Source organism: Leptospira soteropolitanensis (genome assembly GCF_026151655.1).
Lineage (GTDB): Bacteria > Spirochaetota > Leptospiria > Leptospirales > Leptospiraceae > Leptospira_A > Leptospira_A soteropolitanensis.
This window is the reverse complement of sequence record NZ_JAMQPN010000003.1, coordinates 59,799-77,929: the sequence shown is the minus strand read 5'-3', so window position 1 is coordinate 77,929 and position 18,131 is coordinate 59,799. Positions and strand designations below refer to the sequence as shown.

The window sequence follows — 18,131 nt, the reverse complement described above, 5'->3', positions numbered from 1 at the left end:
TTTAAGGTTTTAACCGGGGTAAGATTCTATTTAGAAAGTCTAATTGCGATTCCGCAATGTCAAATTTCTCTTGGTTTGGAAATTTTTCACTTCGCTGGCGTTCACTTTCAGCAGTCACTTTTTCTAAAAGCTTTTTACCGTATCGCTTTAGGTATCCGGTAGAAACGAGAATCGGCCAAGGAAACTTTTCTCTTTGGTTGCGAATCGGAAAACTATAGATTTCCTTTCCACCAAATTTCTTTAAGAAAAAGATCAAGTTTTCTTCAGTAAACTTCCCATTTAATTTAGAAAGTACATATTCTCGGTCTGGATACACTCCAAACTCCCAAGCCTCATCTAAAATACGAATGATTGCTTCAATGGATTCTTTCCATTTTTTTTCTTCTTCAGGACTTCCTTGTTTAACAGGCTCAGAAGAATCGTCTTCTCCGCCGTTAAATCCAGCAGTAGAAGAGGCAGATTGTTGCGATTGTTTGGATTTTTTTTCGGCATCTTTTTCCGCCTCTTCTCGTTCTTTCAAACGAGCCTTTACCAAACGTTCCTTCTCTAACGATATTTTTTTAGCCTTTTGACTCGCCAAATCCTTGTTTAACTGTTGTTGTAACCTTGCTTTGATAGGAGGGATTTCAAATTTATGGACAACCATACTACCCATTATCATCCGCCAGATTCTAGTAAAAAAAGGAAGGAACTGAAAAAGGCTTTGAGCCTCAATTTCTTCCAACAATCGTTTAGGGCTTTCATCATTCAAATGAAGAGTTACATTCATTTGATTTAAAACTCGAATTTCTAAGTCTGAATGTTTGATTTGGAATGTCCTCTTTGCGGACTCAATAGCCTGTGGAATACAAGATTTATGAAGTATAAATTCATTATATACTTTGTTATCTGCATACTCAGTATATAATAGTTCTGGCTGAGAGAGTAAAGTGGCACGAAATTCATCTGTTAATGGTTCCCCACTCACACGAAGCAAATTGACCTCAACGATTCTACCTGCCTCTGCAAGGAAAGCCATCAAATCATCAACCTGTTGTTTACGTTTTTGTTTTTCTTCTCTCTCTTTATCTTTTTCTATAATTTCATTTAAAACTAAACATTCTTCTATCAGCGTTTTTTGATCCCCATAAGAATCATTCATATACCCTTTAATTTCTACTAAAAGGTTGCGAGGACTGTTCCATGAATCCTCTGTAACCTCACCCATTACTCCAAGGTTTTTTAAAGCAGGATAAATTGTATTTTTGGCATAATCAATATAACCTTCATAACGGTCCGCAATTTCAGAAGGTTTATTATAAAGGAAAACACTCTTATTGGCTGGCCGAGATGCAGAATCATTACGAAAGAAAAATAGGATCTTATCATCCACCAATTGTTTCAAAATAGGTTTCAAATGAATGATGATCGTTGCATCTTTTTGGGCTTTTGTTTTGTCGTAAGGACACTGAAACAAATTTCCAATTTCAGTAGAAGCATAGGTATCAAATAACCGATTGGAATCCACGGCTGCTTTGATGACTTTTCGCATTTTTTCTTTACCGGGATATTTTCTTTTTTCGTTAAACCAACCTTTAATGGCGGCTGTAGAAAGTTCATTCAGTCCCAAAGCATACCGGAATGCAGTCCCTCCATCAGAGGTTGTAGGTCTTGCAAATACAGTATTGTGTTTGATAAAGGTCTTTGGATTTTCCGGATCCCCAGGTTCATTCGGATGGAACTCTAGGACATTCATCTTTCTGATGATGGCCGGATTTTGTTTGTAACTAAGATCAATTACGTAGTTTTCTGTACGATCACGATCGATGGAACTATCACGTTCAATTTGTTCCACATTGGGAAGGACCTTGTTCTGTAAAAACTTGTCAGTCCACTCAAAGATCACAAGTAAAACTTTATAGATCCCTTTGTAAGAGAAATCTCCCCGTGAATCCATAGCCTGCACCTTTTGGAGGCAGGCTGTGTAATCCATAACTTTTAATTCAGGGAGGTTTGGATCTAACATAGTTTATGTGAATGTCCTTAGTTAAAAAATCCTTTTTTATACAATAACTCTGCATTCAAAATGGCTGCACCTGCAGCACCTCGAATTGTGTTATGCGAAAGCACTACCCATTTCCAATCCAAAATTGGATCTTCTCTAAGTCTTCCAACAACTGTGGTCATCCCTCGGCCTGTGTCTAAATCTAGACGTGGCTGTGGTCTATCATTTTCTTCGCGGTAGAGAATAGCCGGATTTGGTGCAAACGGCAATCCCAATTTCTGCGGTTCTCCTTGAAAACCGGCCCAAACTTTAAGAATCTCTTCTTTTTTTGGTTTTTTATCAAAGGAAACAGAAACACAAACAGTATGTCCGTCAAAAACGGGAACACGATTACAATGAGCCGAAATTTTAAAATCAGCTGATTTGATGATTCCATCTTTCACAGTTCCCAAACATTTCTGCGGTTCCACTTCTGCTTTATCTTCTTCGCCACCAATGTAAGGGACAACGTTTCCAAGAATGTCCATTGTCGGAACCCCGGGATACCCTGCACCTGAAATGGCCTGCATAGAAAATAACATAACAGACTTTAAACCAAAAGCATCCATTAGAGGTTTTAGGGAAATAGTAACTCCCATAATGGTACAGTTGGAATTAGTAATAATTTTTCCTTTGGTCTTTTGTGATTTCAAAACATCCAAATGGTGTGCATTTACTTCTGCAGAAAGAATTGGTACGTTCGGATCCATTCTATGATTTTTAGAATTGGAAAGAACAATGACTCCTGCCTCTGCATAAGCAGTTTCCACTTCTCCAGCGATGGATGCATCTAGACCACTGAACACAAGTTGTACGCCCTTGGTCACTTCTGGATCTGGTAACGAGATAATAATGTCTTTTGCATATGCCGGAATATCAGACGAAATCTTCCAACGAGATTTCATTACCTCACCGTATGTTTGGCCGGCACTTTTTTCTGAAGCTGCCAAATGAGTCACCGCGAAATAAGGGTGATTCTCCAAAAGTTGAATGAATCTTTGACCGACGGAACCTGTTGCTCCCAGGACTCCAACTTTGATTTTTTCCATAAAATTCCTTATCTAATGTAAGGATTGAAAAACATCCTATTTCGGAAAGAGATTTCCAATTCTTTTAGCATAAATCGGATTCATTTGTTCCATTCCGACATAAGTAAAGTGATGGAAGTCAGAGAACCCTTGCATGGGCAAACTTCGGTGTATGTCCCAATAATGGACTGACCCACCTTCCAACGATTGTAGGTAAGCAAGGTGGTCTTTATACCACCGAGAATCTTCATACCACTCCAGAGAAATGGGATTTTCTGGATTATTAATGAGTAAAAACGGAAGGTTCCGTTCACGAAAATGCTCCGCAATTTTTTTCAGGTAACGAAAATGGAAATACGGCCGAAATGATTCCTCTCGGATTCTCTCTTTTGCCAATTTTAAGGCCACTAGATATCCTATCCCTGGTCGTTTTTCCAAACCTTCGAGCAATCGGTAATAGAAGTATTTCCGATATACTTCGTCTGTCATACCGATGTAACGAAAGTCCTCCGTTCTTGGTTCCCGTTCGTATTGGATTCCCGACTTAGCTTTTTCCAACCCAAAAGTCTGTTCAAGCCGAACGCCCATCGGATCAAAATGATAATCCAAATACGCACCCGTTGCCTCATTGGCAAACCAAACACGTTCGAGTTTTGCGGTGATCCATTTTCTTGTTTGGAAAAATTTTGGGTCTAGATAGAGGTGAACCCATCCTTCTTTAGAAAGAAGAACCTCTTGTGTTGTGATCCCGTCAGAAATTTTCATTCGGCAAGGTTTCCCAGCCAAAAGAAAAGGAGTCACTTCCACCCAAAATCCTTTGTTTTTTATCTTCTCCGTTGGATAAAAACTGAACTGTTGCCCTGTCCATCCTAGACCGCTGATTCCTTCGGGGATCAGTACGCCGGCATATGCATGGTAACTGGTGTTCCGCCCAAATCGATGTTGGACTAGGTTTTGTAAATTTTGCTGATAAATATCTTTGTAACGGTAAAACGAAAACCCAGAGGAAATCACGTAGCGAGACCAGGTTTCCCAGTCCATAGAAGAACCAACTTCCAATAATGTCTCCCAAGGAAAAACCCAAAGTGATTGAGGAGCTTCTCCAAAGGTCAGTGCGTCCTTAACTACCACAGATTCGTCTACGGATCCATTTTTTCCCTCAGGAAAGATAACATAAGTTCGGTGAAGTCGATAATCTATAAAATTAATCGGATAAACGACAAGGTCAGGCTCCAAAGGGTCAAGCCAGTTGAGTAATAAATATACATAAAGTGGACTATTCCCTGCATAAGCTAAATAAAAAACATCAACATCCAAATTAAAATCGGTCAGCAAGCGTTGTTTTAGTTTGTTTGCATCGATGGAATAGTAGGCAACAGAACTGCCCACAACGATAATTCGCTTTTTTGTCTTAGGAAGATGACGAATTCTTTCATATTCATATAAAAAATTAAAAAAATGGTTCGTATTCCAAGGAGATTCATTCGGCAATGCAAATTGCAATTTTTTAAAAACCAAAAAATCAATACCGAACAAAGAAACCAGAAACAGGCATATAAATAAGATCCGCTTTTTCATATACCTACCTAAAATACAAAATACACAAAGGGTTTACTATCGGCCGAAAACAAAACGATTAAAATTAGGGAAATTGCAGCAAAAACACCAAAAATAGCTACTTTTCTTAAGGAATTCTCCCATTTTCTAAACCCACCTAACAAATGCTTATTGTCATTGAAATAAAAAATGCCCCAAATATGTCCGAGTAAAAGTATAAAACCACAATAAAGAAAATTCATTTCTAAAGTGTATGGTAGAGAAAATCCCTCTTTTTTTACAAAAAGGCCCTGTAGGTAGCACAGGGAGTTAGAAAAATCTGGACTACGAAAGAAAATCCAAAGCAAACTAACAAAAAGAAATGTCCCAAAAATCCGAAAGGGTTTTAACCAAGAGGGAAGCTTCTGTGGAAAATGATGGGAAACCCATCTTTCCAAAATGAGTAAAATCCCATGAGAAGAACCCCAGATCACGAAATTCCAAGAAGCACCATGCCAAAGACCGCCAATTGCCATCACTAAAAATAAATTCCTGTAAGTGTTCCATTGGGTGATTCGATTTCCCCCGAGTGAAATATAAATATATTTTTTTAACCATTGGGAAAGGGAAATGTGCCAACGGTTCCAAAATTCTGAGAAACCCGCAGATAGATATGGCATCCTAAAATTTTCCGGTAGACGGAATCCAAATAGAAGTGCCGCGCCCTGGGCAATGTCAGTGTAACCCGAAAAATCACAATAGATTTGAAAAGAGTAAGAAAACATCCCAATCCAAAGTCCTTTAGTTGCCATTTCTGTTGGCTTGGCAAAGACAAAATCAGAGGTTGCAGCCAAATGGTCAGCCAAAACCATTTTCTTGAAAAAACCTAATAAAATCAGAAAAACAGCGAAGAAAAGGGGAACTTTCGAAAAGGAAAGTGGCCTTCGAATTTGGGGCAAAAAGGACTTTGCCGTAACGATCGGACCTGCAACCAACTGCGGGAAAAAACAAAGAAACAATAAATAGGAGAAAAAATTCTTTTCCGGTTCTAATTCCTTCTTATAAACATCCACAATATAAGATATGGACTGGAAAGTATAAAAGGAAATTCCCACCGGTAAAAGCCAGCGACTCCAAAAGTCAGTATCCAAGGGACCAGTGCCCAAGATTAATGACCAATTTTCAGCAATAAAATGACCATATTTAAAAAAGATCAAAATCCCAAGGCTATTCATCAAGGAGAGGAACAAGAAAATTCGCCGAATACTCACCAAATTACAATATCCAAGGGACTTCGCCAAAGAAAAGTCCACGAAGGCAACCCAAAGAAGAAGCAAAAAGTAGAAAGAATTCCAAAAACAATAGAAAAAAGAACTAATTACGAGCAAAAAAACGATTAATATACACCGAAAATACAGCCTCCTTAAAGCAATATTTTGCGCACTTTTAATCAAAAATTCGCGCAAAAACCACCAAGCAGTCAAGGAGCCAATGAGGTACGTCGCAAAAGCTGCAGAATTAAAGAGCACTTTTCCGCCTATTAATAAGCACTATACATTGTATTTACACTTAACCCCGCAATTGGGGCAAGTGCAAGTCACTTCTGCCTTAACTCGTCGACCTTGTGCCCCTTCCACCTTTCCTACTGCCACAAAATCAAATACTACCCCTTCTGGAACAAAATGACCAGAGCCATATTTCGCAGTTCCCTCAATCAAATTGGAACAGGCATGACATTTTACTCTTAAACGAATCGTTTCCGCCATATAAAAAAGAACGGTGACTACCGAAAGCAGAGGTGGCAACCATTATTCCCAAACCTGACAATTTTACAGATGCATGCAATTTCAATACACATGACAATTTGACAGTAAAAACACCTATTTTCGCCAAATTCAAAGGGGTCGAAATCCCTGTTCGATGGAAACCTCCAGGGACTAGGATTTCTGTAGCCAATGAAACCGTAGGCTTTAAATGTCGAGAAATGGGCACCCAGAAGGGATTCCTCAGGCTCCGAAAACGGAAATTCCTTGAGAGTTTACCAGGTTTTTTCCCTGTAGAACCCCCTGTCTTTCCTACAGGGGAAAAACCATCAAAAACCGCATTTTTTGGCCTTACGGCTTTCGATTTTATCAGGGAATTGACCATTTTCCGTCACAAGAGGGAGCAAAAGTTTTTTCTAAAAATGCCCTTCCAGAAAGAAGGAGAAGGCCTCCAAGTTGGCAAATGAAGAGATAGATTTTTGTAGAGGTGCCCTATTTCCGGCATGCCGAGAATTGCCGATCCCGAGTCTGACGGAATTCGATCATGCCGGTGTTTGGGTGCCCAAGGGGAAACAGCTAGTGCCCAAACCGGAACTCCGCCTCCGCGCCTAGCAAAGACCAGGTGTCCTAGCCCAGGCACTTAAGATTTGGTCTGTAAAATTCAATAAATGCCTAGTTTTAGGCATTTTGTTTCGAGCGCGTAAAAGAACTCGGCAATCTTAGCATGAAGGCTCGCAGGAATCGCCTTAAGTGATTAAAAATGGGCAATTTTGGTGGTATCAGTGATTATGTCTCCATTTGGACGAAATGGAGGATTCGGCCCTGTAGTGCGCACAGGACGAACCTTTTTAGGTGAGGAAAAGTGAAAACTAAGCCTTTTTAGAGCTCTGTTTGGCAGAGGGCTTCGCCTTCTTTACAGGAGGTATGGATTTTGCTTGCGAGCGCTTTGATTTAGAACTTTGAGAGAGTGATTGCTTTCTTGGCGATTTTGAGCCAGCGGAATCGGATCTTCTGTCTTCTTCCCCGGATATAAAGTCACTAGGAACTCTACCGTTGCGTTTGACCATGTAGATGAAATGTCGGACATATTGAGTGTATGGTTCAGGGATGGCCTTTGGATCGAAGTTTTTAGCATCCTGAAGGAGTTGGTTGACGAGAGCCAAAGGGAGGTCATCCTTACTGGTTGCCATAAGAATTTCCAATCGTTTGCAGATCTCCGAGTCATTGACTTCGGTAGAGAGTTTTCGCATAGCGTTGAGAAATTTTTGGAAGGCAACTCGCTTCGGCTGAGACATATCCCCAGAAAACCAAAAAGTCCTGAGTTGGCAACCGATTTTACATAGGACTGCTTTGGCTCATTCTCAAAAATAAAAAGTCGCGCACGGGGACCTAGAGATCTCTCTTGGGAAGGTGTTCCATATTTTTTAGCTAAACTAATATCCGAATCAGAGACCTCTCCAGAAAATAGAGAATCCAAAACTTTCTCATCGGTAGAAACCCAAAGAAAAGAACTTCCCTCTTCGCTATAGGAGGAGGCCTCAAAAGCCATTTCCGTTTCTTGGTCTGCTGTTACCTCATAAACCAAACCATCTCTCAGCTCGATAGGAGCTAGGAGTTCGTCGTTTGGAATGATGACAGGAAGGTCTGATTCATTTGCAAAAAGATTAGAAGCGGGGAAAATAAAAAAAACTGAAAGCAAAGCAGAGAGTGCGATTTTTTGCAATTTCTGTGCCATTTTTTTGTTTTTTTCCAAGAAAACCATAGGATTTTCCTCAGTATCCCTCGAAATCATGGAAAAATAAAGCTTTTTTTGCAGGATTCCGGCTATTTTTTGATGATTTGAGAACGCACCCGAAGTTTCCATTCCCAAAGGACAATTTCATGTTCTAGGTCCTGAGCCGTCTCCTGCTCTTTTGCAAGGAGGGCATAGATCATATTTGAGATTTCTTTTGAGAATCCCAAGTCCAATTCCTTTTCAAAATCTTCCACCCGGAATTCTAAAATAAGAACGGCCAAACGAAAGGCCTCGTTCATGGCAACGAGCTGCGGTTTTACCGTATCTAGTTCCGGTTTTTTTAATTCGTTTTTGATCATCACATCCAAGAAGGTTCGAATGAACATAACATCATCGGAGGAAAGATGAAAATCTAAAAGGAGCTGTTTTACCTTATCCAACTCCATTGCACGAAGATGGATCCGCGCTAAAAAAACAGGATTTTCGCTATAGGTATTTAGGTTTTGATTTTTGGCAACATCAGTTGCCCGAACTTTGTCATAATCAACCACTCCCTTATCTTTAGAAGCATCCGTTTTGGGAGACTGCGATTCTGCTGAAGTATTGATCCTCTTTTTGATCACAAGGATGTTCATGCTCGGATATCGGATTTTAAAAGAAACCATATCCGATCGGGGGATTTCCTCATCCACGACGAGATACTGGGCGTGCTCCCCCCTCTCCCAAGCTGCCATCAAATCTTCCTTAGTTTTGTAGTGATAGATCACAACAGGAAGGACATCACTCTGACTCCCCGTTCCAAGGTAGATGGTTTTGATTTCATTGGAGAATCCATGTTGGTAAGGAATGACGAGTTTACCTGCCTTAACGTTGACAAAGGAAAGTTCTCCTAAATGGAAATGGGATACGTCGAAATCGTCCCCAAAAAATCCAACCCGAGGGACATTGACTACAATGGAATTATTTCTGGCTCCTTTAGGAACCTCTGGCCCGGAATCCGTAAATACAACATAGGTCAACTTGGAAAGCCGAACTTTGACGAGAAACCCAGCTGGGGTTTTCCTCTCTTCGTATACAGTATCATCCATTTTTACATTAAACCAAGTTGTTTCATTTTATATTGGAGGGAACCCCTCGAAATGCCCAAGGCCTTTGCCATCCGGATTTGGTTACCAGAAAAGATCCGCATGGCAAGCAGAATCTTCTGCCTTTCTAAGGCCTCTGTTCCACGCCGCAAGTCTAAATCTTCCGCATCAGGAATCTCCAGGTCCATCTTAAATTTTCCAGGTTCCAAATCTGTTAGTTCCACCTGGTTTGACCTGCAGGTCAAAATCCCCGTTAAGATGGCATTTCTTAAATCCTTAAAATTTTCCGAATAAGATCTGGATATCAATTCCTGCAAACTTGGCGCCCCTAAACGCAAACCCGAACGGTTCTGAGAATCACATAATTCTTCAAATATTGCCTGCACCAAAGTTTGCAATTTTGCTTTGGGGAGGAACCTAAGAGACGGTAGTACTAACGAATTTTTTTGTAAAAATCTTTCAAATTCGGGCAACAATTCTTGTCCCATATCCTCAGGTCCGAGCAGAAACAAAGACCCTGGATATCCGGATTTGGACCACCAATCGAGAAGGATTTGCTGCTGCCCCAAATTCAAACTTTGGATCCCAGCAAGGACCAAACTCCCCTGCCGCGACTCAGCACCCCACTGGGCTAAGGCCTTTTCCAGTTTTCCAAAGTGGTCAGGTAGCGACTCTACCACAAGGATGGGAGCGCCAGGAAGATTGTTTTGATGAACCCATTTCGCTATGGTTTTTTTCCCTGAGCCGGAAGGACCGAGAATGGTCAGTATTTTTTGCTTAGCGAATTCCGTGGTCGCTAGATCTAAATTGGGAATTTCCTTGCGATATAAAAAATACGAATTTCCGGAAAGAGCCGCCTCTTTGACTAAAGGAAGAATTTGTGTTCTGCCCCATTCATTTCCAATTTTTTCGGCAAGAAGGCCGAGAAAAATCCCCACCGGGAGCGAATAAGATTCATCCATTTCAGTAAGAAGAAATCCGATTTCTTTTTGCCCAGACCGAATTCGAATGGCGACAGCATTTGTTTTTTTGCCAAATAACTCAAACTCAGAACCAGAAAAAAAGACGGGTTCCTGGGAGCGCATCAACTCTTCCCAATGCAAAGAATCACGGTTTAAAAAGGAATAATAAAAGCCATCTTCCCCGTATCCAAAACTTGCTGATTCATAAAAAGAATCCTCTCCTTCAATTTTCAGAACCACTACACCGGAAGAGAGACCAAGCTCAGTACATAAATTTTCCCACAAAACAGGAAGGACAGAATCCATCCAATCCTTGCCAGTTTTATCAGAGGCAAGCAGGGAAATGGCTTGAGAAGGCATGCTATGAAACTGTTTAAATTTAATCACTTTGTCAAGTACGTACCTATTTGAATGTCGGATGTCCGACCAAAAGAGAGGAGATAGTTTTTGCTAATTTTCGGTATGTCGGATGTCCGACAATGGAGATAGAATGAAGGAAAAATCCTTTTTTTGCTGCATTCTAAAAATACAATTGATCCCAAATTTTCGACAGGAAAGGATACCATTTGGGAAGGGAAAATAGAGAGAGATGATCACCATTGCAGTTGCAAACCAAAAAGGCGGAGAAGGAAAAACAACAACTTCTTTGAATCTTGCTATGGGGCTTGCCCGTCGCAATCTAAAAACCCTACTCATCGACATGGATCCTCAGGCAAATTCCACCGGAATTTTTCTGAACCCAGAGACAGTTGAAAAAGATTTAGCGCACCTCTTTCAAAATTCGGCTAACCTAAAAGAGATCATTACTCCGGCATATAACGAGCATTTGTGGGTAGCTCCATCTAGCATGCGTTTGGCGGAAATGGAAACTGTGTCCGTGAACTCCGTAGAGGCACCCTATATCCTCAGAGACTCTCTTTCCACAATCAAAGAATTTGACTTTGTGATTATAGATTGCCCGCCCTCCCTTTCCATCTTCACAGTAAACAGCCTTGTAGCAGCAAACTATGTTCTTATCCCTCTCCAGGCAGAAAAATTTTCGATGGATGGAATTATGGGATTACAACAAACCATTTCCTCAATCAAAAAAAGAATCAATCCTGACCTAGAAATTTTGGGTGCCCTCATTACCCAACTCAAACCTCAGACCTTACTCACAAAAACAATTCTCCCCGTTCTAACAAAATACTTCCGCATTTTCGAACATACCATTTCTGACGGGGTGGCCATCGGAGAAAGCCATCTAGCCAAAAAATCAGTATTCGACTACAACAAGACTTCTCGTCAGTCCCAAGAGTATGAAGGTTTTATTGAGGAGGTTTTAAATGAGCTTAAAAAGTAAACGCCTCGGAACTCTCGCCGATATCTATCAGGCAGAAAATTTAGATGGAACCATTCGAACAATCCGAATGGACAGAATCCAACCTTCAGAAAACCAACCTAGACAAGAAAGGAAAAAGGGAATTGAAGAACTCGCCCAAACCTTAAAAGCCGATGGGCTTTTGCAACCCATCATTGTTTCCAAAGGAGAAAGAGAAGGTAATTATAAGATCATTGCGGGAGAGCGGAGGTTTCATGCAGCCAAGTCACTCGGTTGGGCGGAAATTGAATGTAAGATCCTAAACCGACCCGATAAAGAAATTTATAAATTGGCAGTCATTGAAAACCTCCAGAGAGAAAACTTATCACCTTATGAAGAAGTGGACGCCCTTCTCTTTCTAAAAAACTCCCACAACTATACAGACCAAGAACTCGGAGATCTTTTTGGGAAAAGCCGTAGTTATATGACAGAGGTCCTTTCGATTACCTCGATGTCCAAAGAAGACCTGGAGAAATGCAAAAAAAACGAGATCTACAATAAAAACCTTTTGGTGCAAGCCGCCCAGGCTGCCAAAAAAGGGAACTTGGACGACTTCCTCACCTTGTTCCACAAGGGAGCCCTTAAAACTGTCAAAGATGCCAAAGACTTCAATAAACAAGTGAAGTCTGGCGAGAAAAATCAGCAAAAAAATGCAGCCTACTCTGGCTATAAGATCCGACGAACGGGAACAGGGATTCAGATTCTTTCTGATGACGAAATTCTTTTGGGCGACATATACAAATTTGTTCGAAAGGAACTGACTAAAAAATATGGAGACTCGGCATAACCCAGACAAGTACTAAGCAGTCAAGTACTTAGGAAAAAAATTTGTAGTACATCAAGGAAAAAAGGCTGTACGAACTTGACATCTGTCGGAATCCGACAATAATGTGACATAATAAAAGTTACTTGAGTTTGAGCAAACGTTTCTTGTAAATAAGAGACGAGGGATCTGTAGTATCCCAACCCGAAACATAAAAAATTCCCCTGGAACACCAGGGGGTCGGGGTTTCCCGAAGGAATGTTGTTGGATGAGACATAATTAACATTATGTCAGATAATGTCAACTCCTTCGCAAAATTTGCTTAAATTTGGTTTCATTTTTGCAAAAAAGCGGAGGAGCTTTTGTGAGCGACCAGCGGCATCCCTATATCCGACTGATGACCGACATCATAGATTCTGGTGTTTGGGCTGGCCTTTCCCATGCGGCCAAAACACTTTATCCAGTTCTATTGAAATTCAGTGACTACAATTTCAAACCCGTTTGGCCTAATACAGAAACGTTGATGCGGCTCACCGGATTCAAAACCAAAAAATCGATCGTTTCCGCAAAAAAGGAACTCACAAAAGCAGGTTTACTCTACCAAGTTCCAGGCAATGGCAGAACCTCTACCCGATACCACTTTTCCTTCCATTACGAGGGTTCCAAAATTACCCCTCTGGGGGATACGAGCGTAACCCTTAGAGGCACCGAGGTCGAAACCCCTGAGGGATCAAAATCTACCGATAAGGGGGGTGCTGGCGGGACCCCTAACCATATTAATATAACTATTTCTAATACAAACCATGTCCCTCCCACCACTGCGGCAGGAGACTTCAGTAAAGAAAAAGAAGAGAAAAAAGCATTCGAAACTTTGGTCGAACTTTTTGGTCCAGAAATTGCTTTAGAAGCCTATAAGAAAGCGGTTTCTCTACATATGGAATCCAATGTATCTTATGTGCAGTCTCTTTGCCGGGAACTCATTTCGTTGCAGAGACAAGAAGTGCTTAAAACTGAGCAAAAGCATTCTTCAGAAGAAACCCTGTCTCATCCGGCTTCCTGGTCGGGATTTTTGTCTTGGGCGAGTAAAGAACTCACTCAATCTTCTTTGCAGCAGTTAGAAAAGGTGCAAGTCCAAATCGATGGGAATGTAATTGTAATCACTTCTACTTTGCAAGGGCACCTTCGGCAAATTGTGAATATGTATTTTACGGAACGAGTAAAACCTGCAGTTCTTGTTGTATTTTCAGAGAAAGAAGAAGGATCGCGACTTAGCGAAATTCGATAGACTGGATAGAAAAACGCTATTTTTTGGAAGGAATCAGCAACAAAAAGCGCAATGAAAGATCATTTAATACGCACAAGCCACCCCCACTCTCTACCGATCAAATCTGTTTCCACAACGGGAACTTTCGAAGTTAAAAATGAAGAATTTTTATCCTTTTTCGAAGAAAAAGAGCAGTCCTCATTATCCTCGATCATCTTCCAATTTGATGATGTGGTTTATTTCAATGGGATTGAGCTTTTGCCTGGCAAAGACGGGTTGGATTTTTTTCCCGATTCCTTCCGATTTGAACTATCGCATGATGGAAAGTATTGGGAACCTATTTTACAAGAATCATCGTTTCGAAAATCTTTTAAAACATCTGCCAAATGGCTTTTCTCTCTTACTAGCGCTCGTTATGTGAAGTTTGTTTCTAAAATTTCAAGGAAGGCAAGCAATGGAAAGAATCGGATTAGTTTTGGTCAATTAAAAATTCTAATTACTGGGGTTCAATCGATCCAGGCAAGTTCAGAACTAGATAGGCTCTTTGTAAAAGAAAATCTTTTTGATACAAGGCCTGACTACGGTTGGTCATCGAAAAAGAAAGAAGAGCCCGAAGAAGAATATTTGATTCTGGATATGGGTTCGGTGAATCGCATCGAAGAGATGCGGATGCTTACCAAAAATGATCCAGTCACTAATTTTCCAGAACGATTTGTTGCTTATTATAGTGAAGATGATATTACGTGGCACCAACTTCATGAGGAGAACTTCTTCTTATCGGAGCCCGGAACATGGTATAAATGGAGATTCTCCGCTGTTAATTTACGATTTCTTAAATTAGTTTTTATCCAAGAGAAACAACAAAATAAAAAAGATTATATTACTGAAGTCATAGAGCTTGAGTTATACTCTAGTCCGGACAAAAAAGATTACGGTGGCCCGACAAGAGAACCCCTCCCCTATGCTTCTGTCCTTAGATCCGGGATCATTCGCCTTGCTGTGGATGGAGAGGTAAAAGAAGGTGTAGTGGTTCAGGCCAATGACAGGCGTCTGCGAGATGCTACTACGGAGTATCGTGGGATTGTGGAATTGGCATCAGATGGGGAAGAAAAACCAGGGGTTGCCGTCCAAGGAAATGACAAACGCCTAAAAATCGCCACTGAACTCACTCATGGTCTAGTTCGGTTATCGAGAAGTGGAGAAGCAAGACCAGGACTTGTTGTACAATCTGATGATGAACGTTTACGTAGTGCTTCCACAGACCACCCTGGTATCGTTGAGCTCGCGTTAGATGGTGAAACTCGGCCCGGTGTAGCTGTTCAAGGGAACGATTCACGTCTTCGTGTTGCTACAAAAAAATCTATTGGTTTAGTGCAACTGGCTGATGCTGGAGAAGTCGCTGTTGACAAAGTAGTGACTGGTGATGATCCAAGGCTTAGAGATGCTACCAATACTTCTAAGGGGATTGTACAGCTGGCACCAAATGGCGGGGAAGAGCCAAATACAGTGGTCCAAGGAAATGATAAACGACTAAAACATGCAAGTACAGAATTACATGGTATTGTACAATTAGCACACTCTGGAGAAACAAAACCAGGCACTGTAGTCCAAGGAAATGATAAACGTTTGGCAAAAGCCGGATTCCAAGATGCAGGGATTGTATTACTGGCAAATCATGGAGAGGCAGTCCCTGGTAAGGTAGTACTTTCCGATGACCCGAGACTTTCTGATAAAAGAGATCCAAAACCACACACACATCCATATGCAGAAAAGGAACATGATTTTAATTCACATACAGGGCTTTTGAAAATCACGGGGGAGGCAGAAGCCAATTCAAAAGGTTTTGTGCCGCCACAAACAAATGATGCTATCATCTATGGGAAAAATACAAAAGTAGGAACCGGAGTTGTTGGTGTGTCATCTGGTACTGGTGTCACCGGGTTCGGAGATTCTGTGGGAGTGTATGGAATTTCTAAAGGAAAGTACGAAAAACAATCAGCAGGAATTTTGGGTGCCGGTACAACGGCACCAGGTGGTCGTTTTCTCTCTCAATCAGATTTTGCTTTAATTGTGGATGGTAAAGGAATTCCTGAGATGGAACTTCCTGGTTCCGGTAAGGCTATTTATGCGAATGGAGAGTCTTTATTCGAAGGGAATATTCGTATAACAAAAGAAGGCGGCGAGGAATGTATTGCTCGTTATTTTAGATTGGATGGAAAAGATGTTGTGACTGCGGGGGATCTGCTCGTAGCCACAGAAGAGCCTGGTGTTTTGGGAAGATCGAAACACCCCTACTCTACCAATGTAATCGGTGTTTGTGTTTCAAGTGCCAATGTGGTATTTGGAAAACAAGAGAAGACTGTCGAGTATGTCCTAGTGGCTCTACTTGGGATTGCAAAAATTCATGTGGATGCATCGCAAGTCCCGATTTATCCTGGAGATCTTTTGGTCTCAGGACTTTCTTCTGGTCATGCTGTTAAGGCCGATCTTTCGAAATTAAAACCTGGGATGCTTGTGGCTAAGGCCATTGAAGCTTGTAAACGAGACAAAGGAAGAATCCTTTGTATGTTAACTTTCTCCTAAAAATAAAGGCAATGATGAGGTGGGTTTTTTGATGAAACCTGCCTCAATTGCTCTTTGTAAGAGATATTCCACGGCCCCATGACCATCATTGCCTAGGTTTTTTGTAAATTCATTTACATACAAGTTGATATGGGATTTGATTACCGCATCTTCTTTGTTTTGTGAATTAGTCCTGATGTAATCCATCATTTCTTTTGGTTCCAAATAGGCCGCATTAAGGCTTTGCCTTAGATTATTTTGGAACCGAAGTGCTTCTTCTCTTGGGATATCTCTCCGAATAGCAATGGCACCTAAAGGAATAGGATATCCCGTAGAGTTTTCCCACCATTCCCCAAGATCCACTACCTTTTCCATTCCCCTATCTTCATAGGTAAAACGTTCCTCATGAATAATGACTCCAAGGCTATCGTCTTCGATCATTACTTTGGGAATGATCTCATCGTAACGTAATGGTGTTGGGTTTTGTTTTCCATTGGTATATAGGGATAATAGTAGGTTTGCTGTGGTTAATTTCCCTGGTATGTAGAACTTTTTATAGTTAGATAGGTCTGTTTTTGAATTTTTTTTTCTGATGAGAATAGGGCCACAACCTCTTCCTAATGCAGATCCCGTTTCGAGTAAAATATATTTGTCGATGATATGAAAATAGGCAGCAAACGAAAGTTTTGTGACGGGAAATTTTCCCGCAAAAGCAAATTCGTTTAAGTTTTCTACGTCGTATAGTTCTTCTTTTACTGGGTAATTTGCATTACGGATCAGGTGGTAAAAGAGGAAAGTATCATTGGGGCATGGGGAATAAGCAAGAGATATCATAGGGCTAAAAAATACTCCTTAGTTTGGGTGACCCAAAGAATTCGAATGATTAAGAATAGAAATAAGGTAATAGATATTCCAAGAAATAGACGTAAAAACGGTTTTTTGAATGCATCCTCTAATAATAGTGAAAATGGCAAAATTAATGTGAACATTCTACTTAGGTTATCAAAAGACCTCCAATACCCTTCTTCTGCAATGAGTATGACAAAGAGACTTCCAAAAATAGGTACAAGTATGTTTATATTTTTGGAGAAAGAATCCTTTAGTGATTGGACGCTCGTAATGGTTAACAGAAGGAAAGAGATGAAAAAGAGAATTTTGGGAAATTCTTTGAGTTTAAATTGGAAAGACCCATTTTCTATAAAACTTTTGAAAAAACCAAACAAAGGAAGGTCTGTCATATCTCGAAATCCGAGTGGATTTGTACCTAGATGATTTGGTGGATGGACTAAGCCGAATCCCACCAAACAAACAAAAACGAAACCAGGGATGGAATAAAGGGCCATCTTTGTCCATTTTTTTTCGATGAATGCGCTAATAACAATCGGTGCAAGAAACAAAATCCCTAACTCTCGGGTGATTACCATTAGCAGGAAAAAGAAAACGGCAAGAAAGTCCTGCTTTTTTGTGAAAAAATAGAAAGCTATGATTCCAAAACTAACAAAGAGTGAATCTGCGACAAGGAGTAGGTTTGCATTTAAGGAGAAAGGCGAAAATAAATAAAAGACAACAAACCATTTTTTTGAATCGGGAAGTAAAAAATACAGGCAGAATACGGATACAGAAAATACTAAAAATAAAAAAAGAAGAGTGATTATGGGATAATGAGTGAATCCGAAAATTAATGAAAAAAGGCCAACAAAGAGAGAAAGGCCAATTCTGTGAAAACGGAAGTGGTAGGAGTCTACAATTAAATCCCAATCCCCACCGACAAACATATCTTTTGCGAGAAAGTAAAAAAATTGGCCGTCATAACCTCCCGATTTGTAGATCACAAATTGGGAATCAACTAAGTTCGGATTGATTTGGTAGAATCCTTCCCAAATCCCAATAAGTGCAGAAAGAGAATGTTCGTAAGGTGCAGTTTTAGAGTAGATAAGTGCCCCTACTCCCAAAAGGAAAAATACCAAAAGAATCAAAAGTTGGCGCTGCTTCACTCTTCCATTTTGCAAAATTAAACAGATTCGAAAAGGAATTTCTCTGGAATTTTTTG

Annotated in this window: 15 protein-coding genes; 5 read left to right on the top strand and 10 right to left on the bottom strand. The window is 40.5% G+C overall.

Annotated features, from left to right (window positions below; translation table 11 throughout):
- Position 1: 1 nt before the first annotated feature.
- The 4 genes from ND811_RS08800 to ND811_RS08785 are packed head-to-tail and all read right to left on the bottom strand — an operon-like array spanning position 2 to position 5,753.
- On the bottom strand, positions 2-2,005 hold the full coding sequence (locus ND811_RS08800; RefSeq protein ID WP_265351735.1) for a hypothetical protein: 2,004 nt from the start codon (positions 2,003-2,005) through the stop codon (positions 2-4).
- A 17-nt stretch (positions 2,006-2,022) separates the two neighbouring features.
- On the bottom strand, positions 2,023-3,072 hold the full coding sequence (gene asd / locus ND811_RS08795; protein ID WP_265351736.1) for an aspartate-semialdehyde dehydrogenase: 1,050 nt from the start codon (positions 3,070-3,072) through the stop codon (positions 2,023-2,025).
- 36 nt (positions 3,073-3,108) lie between these two features.
- Positions 3,109-4,629 carry a hypothetical protein gene (locus ND811_RS08790; protein WP_265351737.1) on the bottom strand — a complete coding sequence of 507 codons (1,521 nt, stop codon included), beginning with the start codon at positions 4,627-4,629 and terminating at the stop codon, positions 3,109-3,111.
- Between the two features lie 8 nt (positions 4,630-4,637).
- Positions 4,638-5,753 (bottom strand): MBOAT family O-acyltransferase, encoded by a 1,116-nt coding sequence (locus ND811_RS08785; RefSeq protein ID WP_265351738.1) that lies wholly within the window; start codon positions 5,751-5,753, stop codon positions 4,638-4,640.
- A gap of 27 nt (positions 5,754-5,780) precedes the next feature.
- Between ND811_RS08785 and ND811_RS08780 the strand changes: the two genes are divergently transcribed.
- Positions 5,781-5,987 carry a hypothetical protein gene (locus tag ND811_RS08780; RefSeq protein WP_265351739.1) on the top strand — a complete coding sequence of 69 codons (207 nt, stop codon included), beginning with the start codon at positions 5,781-5,783 and terminating at the stop codon, positions 5,985-5,987.
- Between the two features lie 150 nt (positions 5,988-6,137).
- On the opposite strand, the gene ND811_RS08775 is transcribed toward ND811_RS08780, so the two are convergent.
- The 4 genes from ND811_RS08775 to ND811_RS08760 all read right to left on the bottom strand — a co-directional run bounded on the left by ND811_RS08775 (position 6,138) and on the right by ND811_RS08760 (position 10,492).
- Positions 6,138-6,353, bottom strand: coding sequence for a hypothetical protein (locus ND811_RS08775; RefSeq protein ID WP_040917529.1), 216 nt, complete (start codon positions 6,351-6,353; stop codon positions 6,138-6,140).
- 866 nt (positions 6,354-7,219) lie between these two features.
- Positions 7,220-7,645 carry a phosphatidylinositol phospholipase gene (locus ND811_RS08770; RefSeq protein ID WP_265351740.1) on the bottom strand — a complete coding sequence of 142 codons (426 nt, stop codon included), beginning with the start codon at positions 7,643-7,645 and terminating at the stop codon, positions 7,220-7,222.
- A gap of 529 nt (positions 7,646-8,174) precedes the next feature.
- The gene (locus tag ND811_RS08765) at positions 8,175-9,173 is read right to left on the bottom strand and encodes a hypothetical protein (RefSeq protein ID WP_265351741.1); all 999 of its coding nucleotides are present in this window, start codon (positions 9,171-9,173) and stop codon (positions 8,175-8,177) included.
- 2 nt (positions 9,174-9,175) lie between these two features.
- Positions 9,176-10,492, bottom strand: coding sequence for a helix-turn-helix domain-containing protein (locus ND811_RS08760; RefSeq protein ID WP_322113465.1), 1,317 nt, complete (start codon positions 10,490-10,492; stop codon positions 9,176-9,178).
- A 229-nt stretch (positions 10,493-10,721) separates the two neighbouring features.
- On the opposite strand from ND811_RS08760, the gene ND811_RS08755 reads away from it, so the two are divergent.
- From ND811_RS08755 to ND811_RS08740, 4 genes are all read left to right on the top strand, one after another.
- Positions 10,722-11,474, top strand: a complete 753-nt coding sequence (locus ND811_RS08755) for a ParA family protein (protein WP_265351743.1) — start codon at positions 10,722-10,724, stop codon at positions 11,472-11,474.
- Positions 11,458-12,279 carry a ParB/RepB/Spo0J family partition protein gene (locus ND811_RS08750; protein ID WP_265351744.1) on the top strand — a complete coding sequence of 274 codons (822 nt, stop codon included), beginning with the start codon at positions 11,458-11,460 and terminating at the stop codon, positions 12,277-12,279. The genes ND811_RS08755 and ND811_RS08750 overlap by 17 nt, the downstream gene beginning before the upstream one ends.
- 373 nt (positions 12,280-12,652) lie before the next feature.
- A complete protein-coding gene (locus ND811_RS08745; RefSeq protein ID WP_322113466.1) occupies positions 12,653-13,540 on the top strand; it encodes a helix-turn-helix domain-containing protein in 888 nt (295 codons plus the stop codon).
- 51 nt (positions 13,541-13,591) lie between these two features.
- The gene (locus ND811_RS08740) at positions 13,592-16,102 is read left to right on the top strand and encodes a discoidin domain-containing protein (RefSeq protein ID WP_265351746.1); all 2,511 of its coding nucleotides are present in this window, start codon (positions 13,592-13,594) and stop codon (positions 16,100-16,102) included.
- On the opposite strand, the gene ND811_RS08735 is transcribed toward ND811_RS08740, so the two are convergent.
- Both ND811_RS08735 and ND811_RS08730 read right to left on the bottom strand, forming a co-directional pair.
- A complete protein-coding gene (locus tag ND811_RS08735; RefSeq protein ID WP_265351747.1) occupies positions 16,088-16,915 on the bottom strand; it encodes a 1,4-dihydroxy-6-naphtoate synthase in 828 nt (275 codons plus the stop codon). The two genes, ND811_RS08740 and ND811_RS08735, sit on opposite strands and share 15 nt — an antisense overlap.
- Positions 16,912-18,090 (bottom strand): AZOBR_p60025 family cell surface glycopolymer formation protein, encoded by a 1,179-nt coding sequence (locus tag ND811_RS08730; RefSeq protein ID WP_265351967.1) that lies wholly within the window; start codon positions 18,088-18,090, stop codon positions 16,912-16,914. The genes ND811_RS08735 and ND811_RS08730 overlap by 4 nt, the downstream gene beginning before the upstream one ends.
- Positions 18,091-18,131 lie beyond the last annotated feature (41 nt).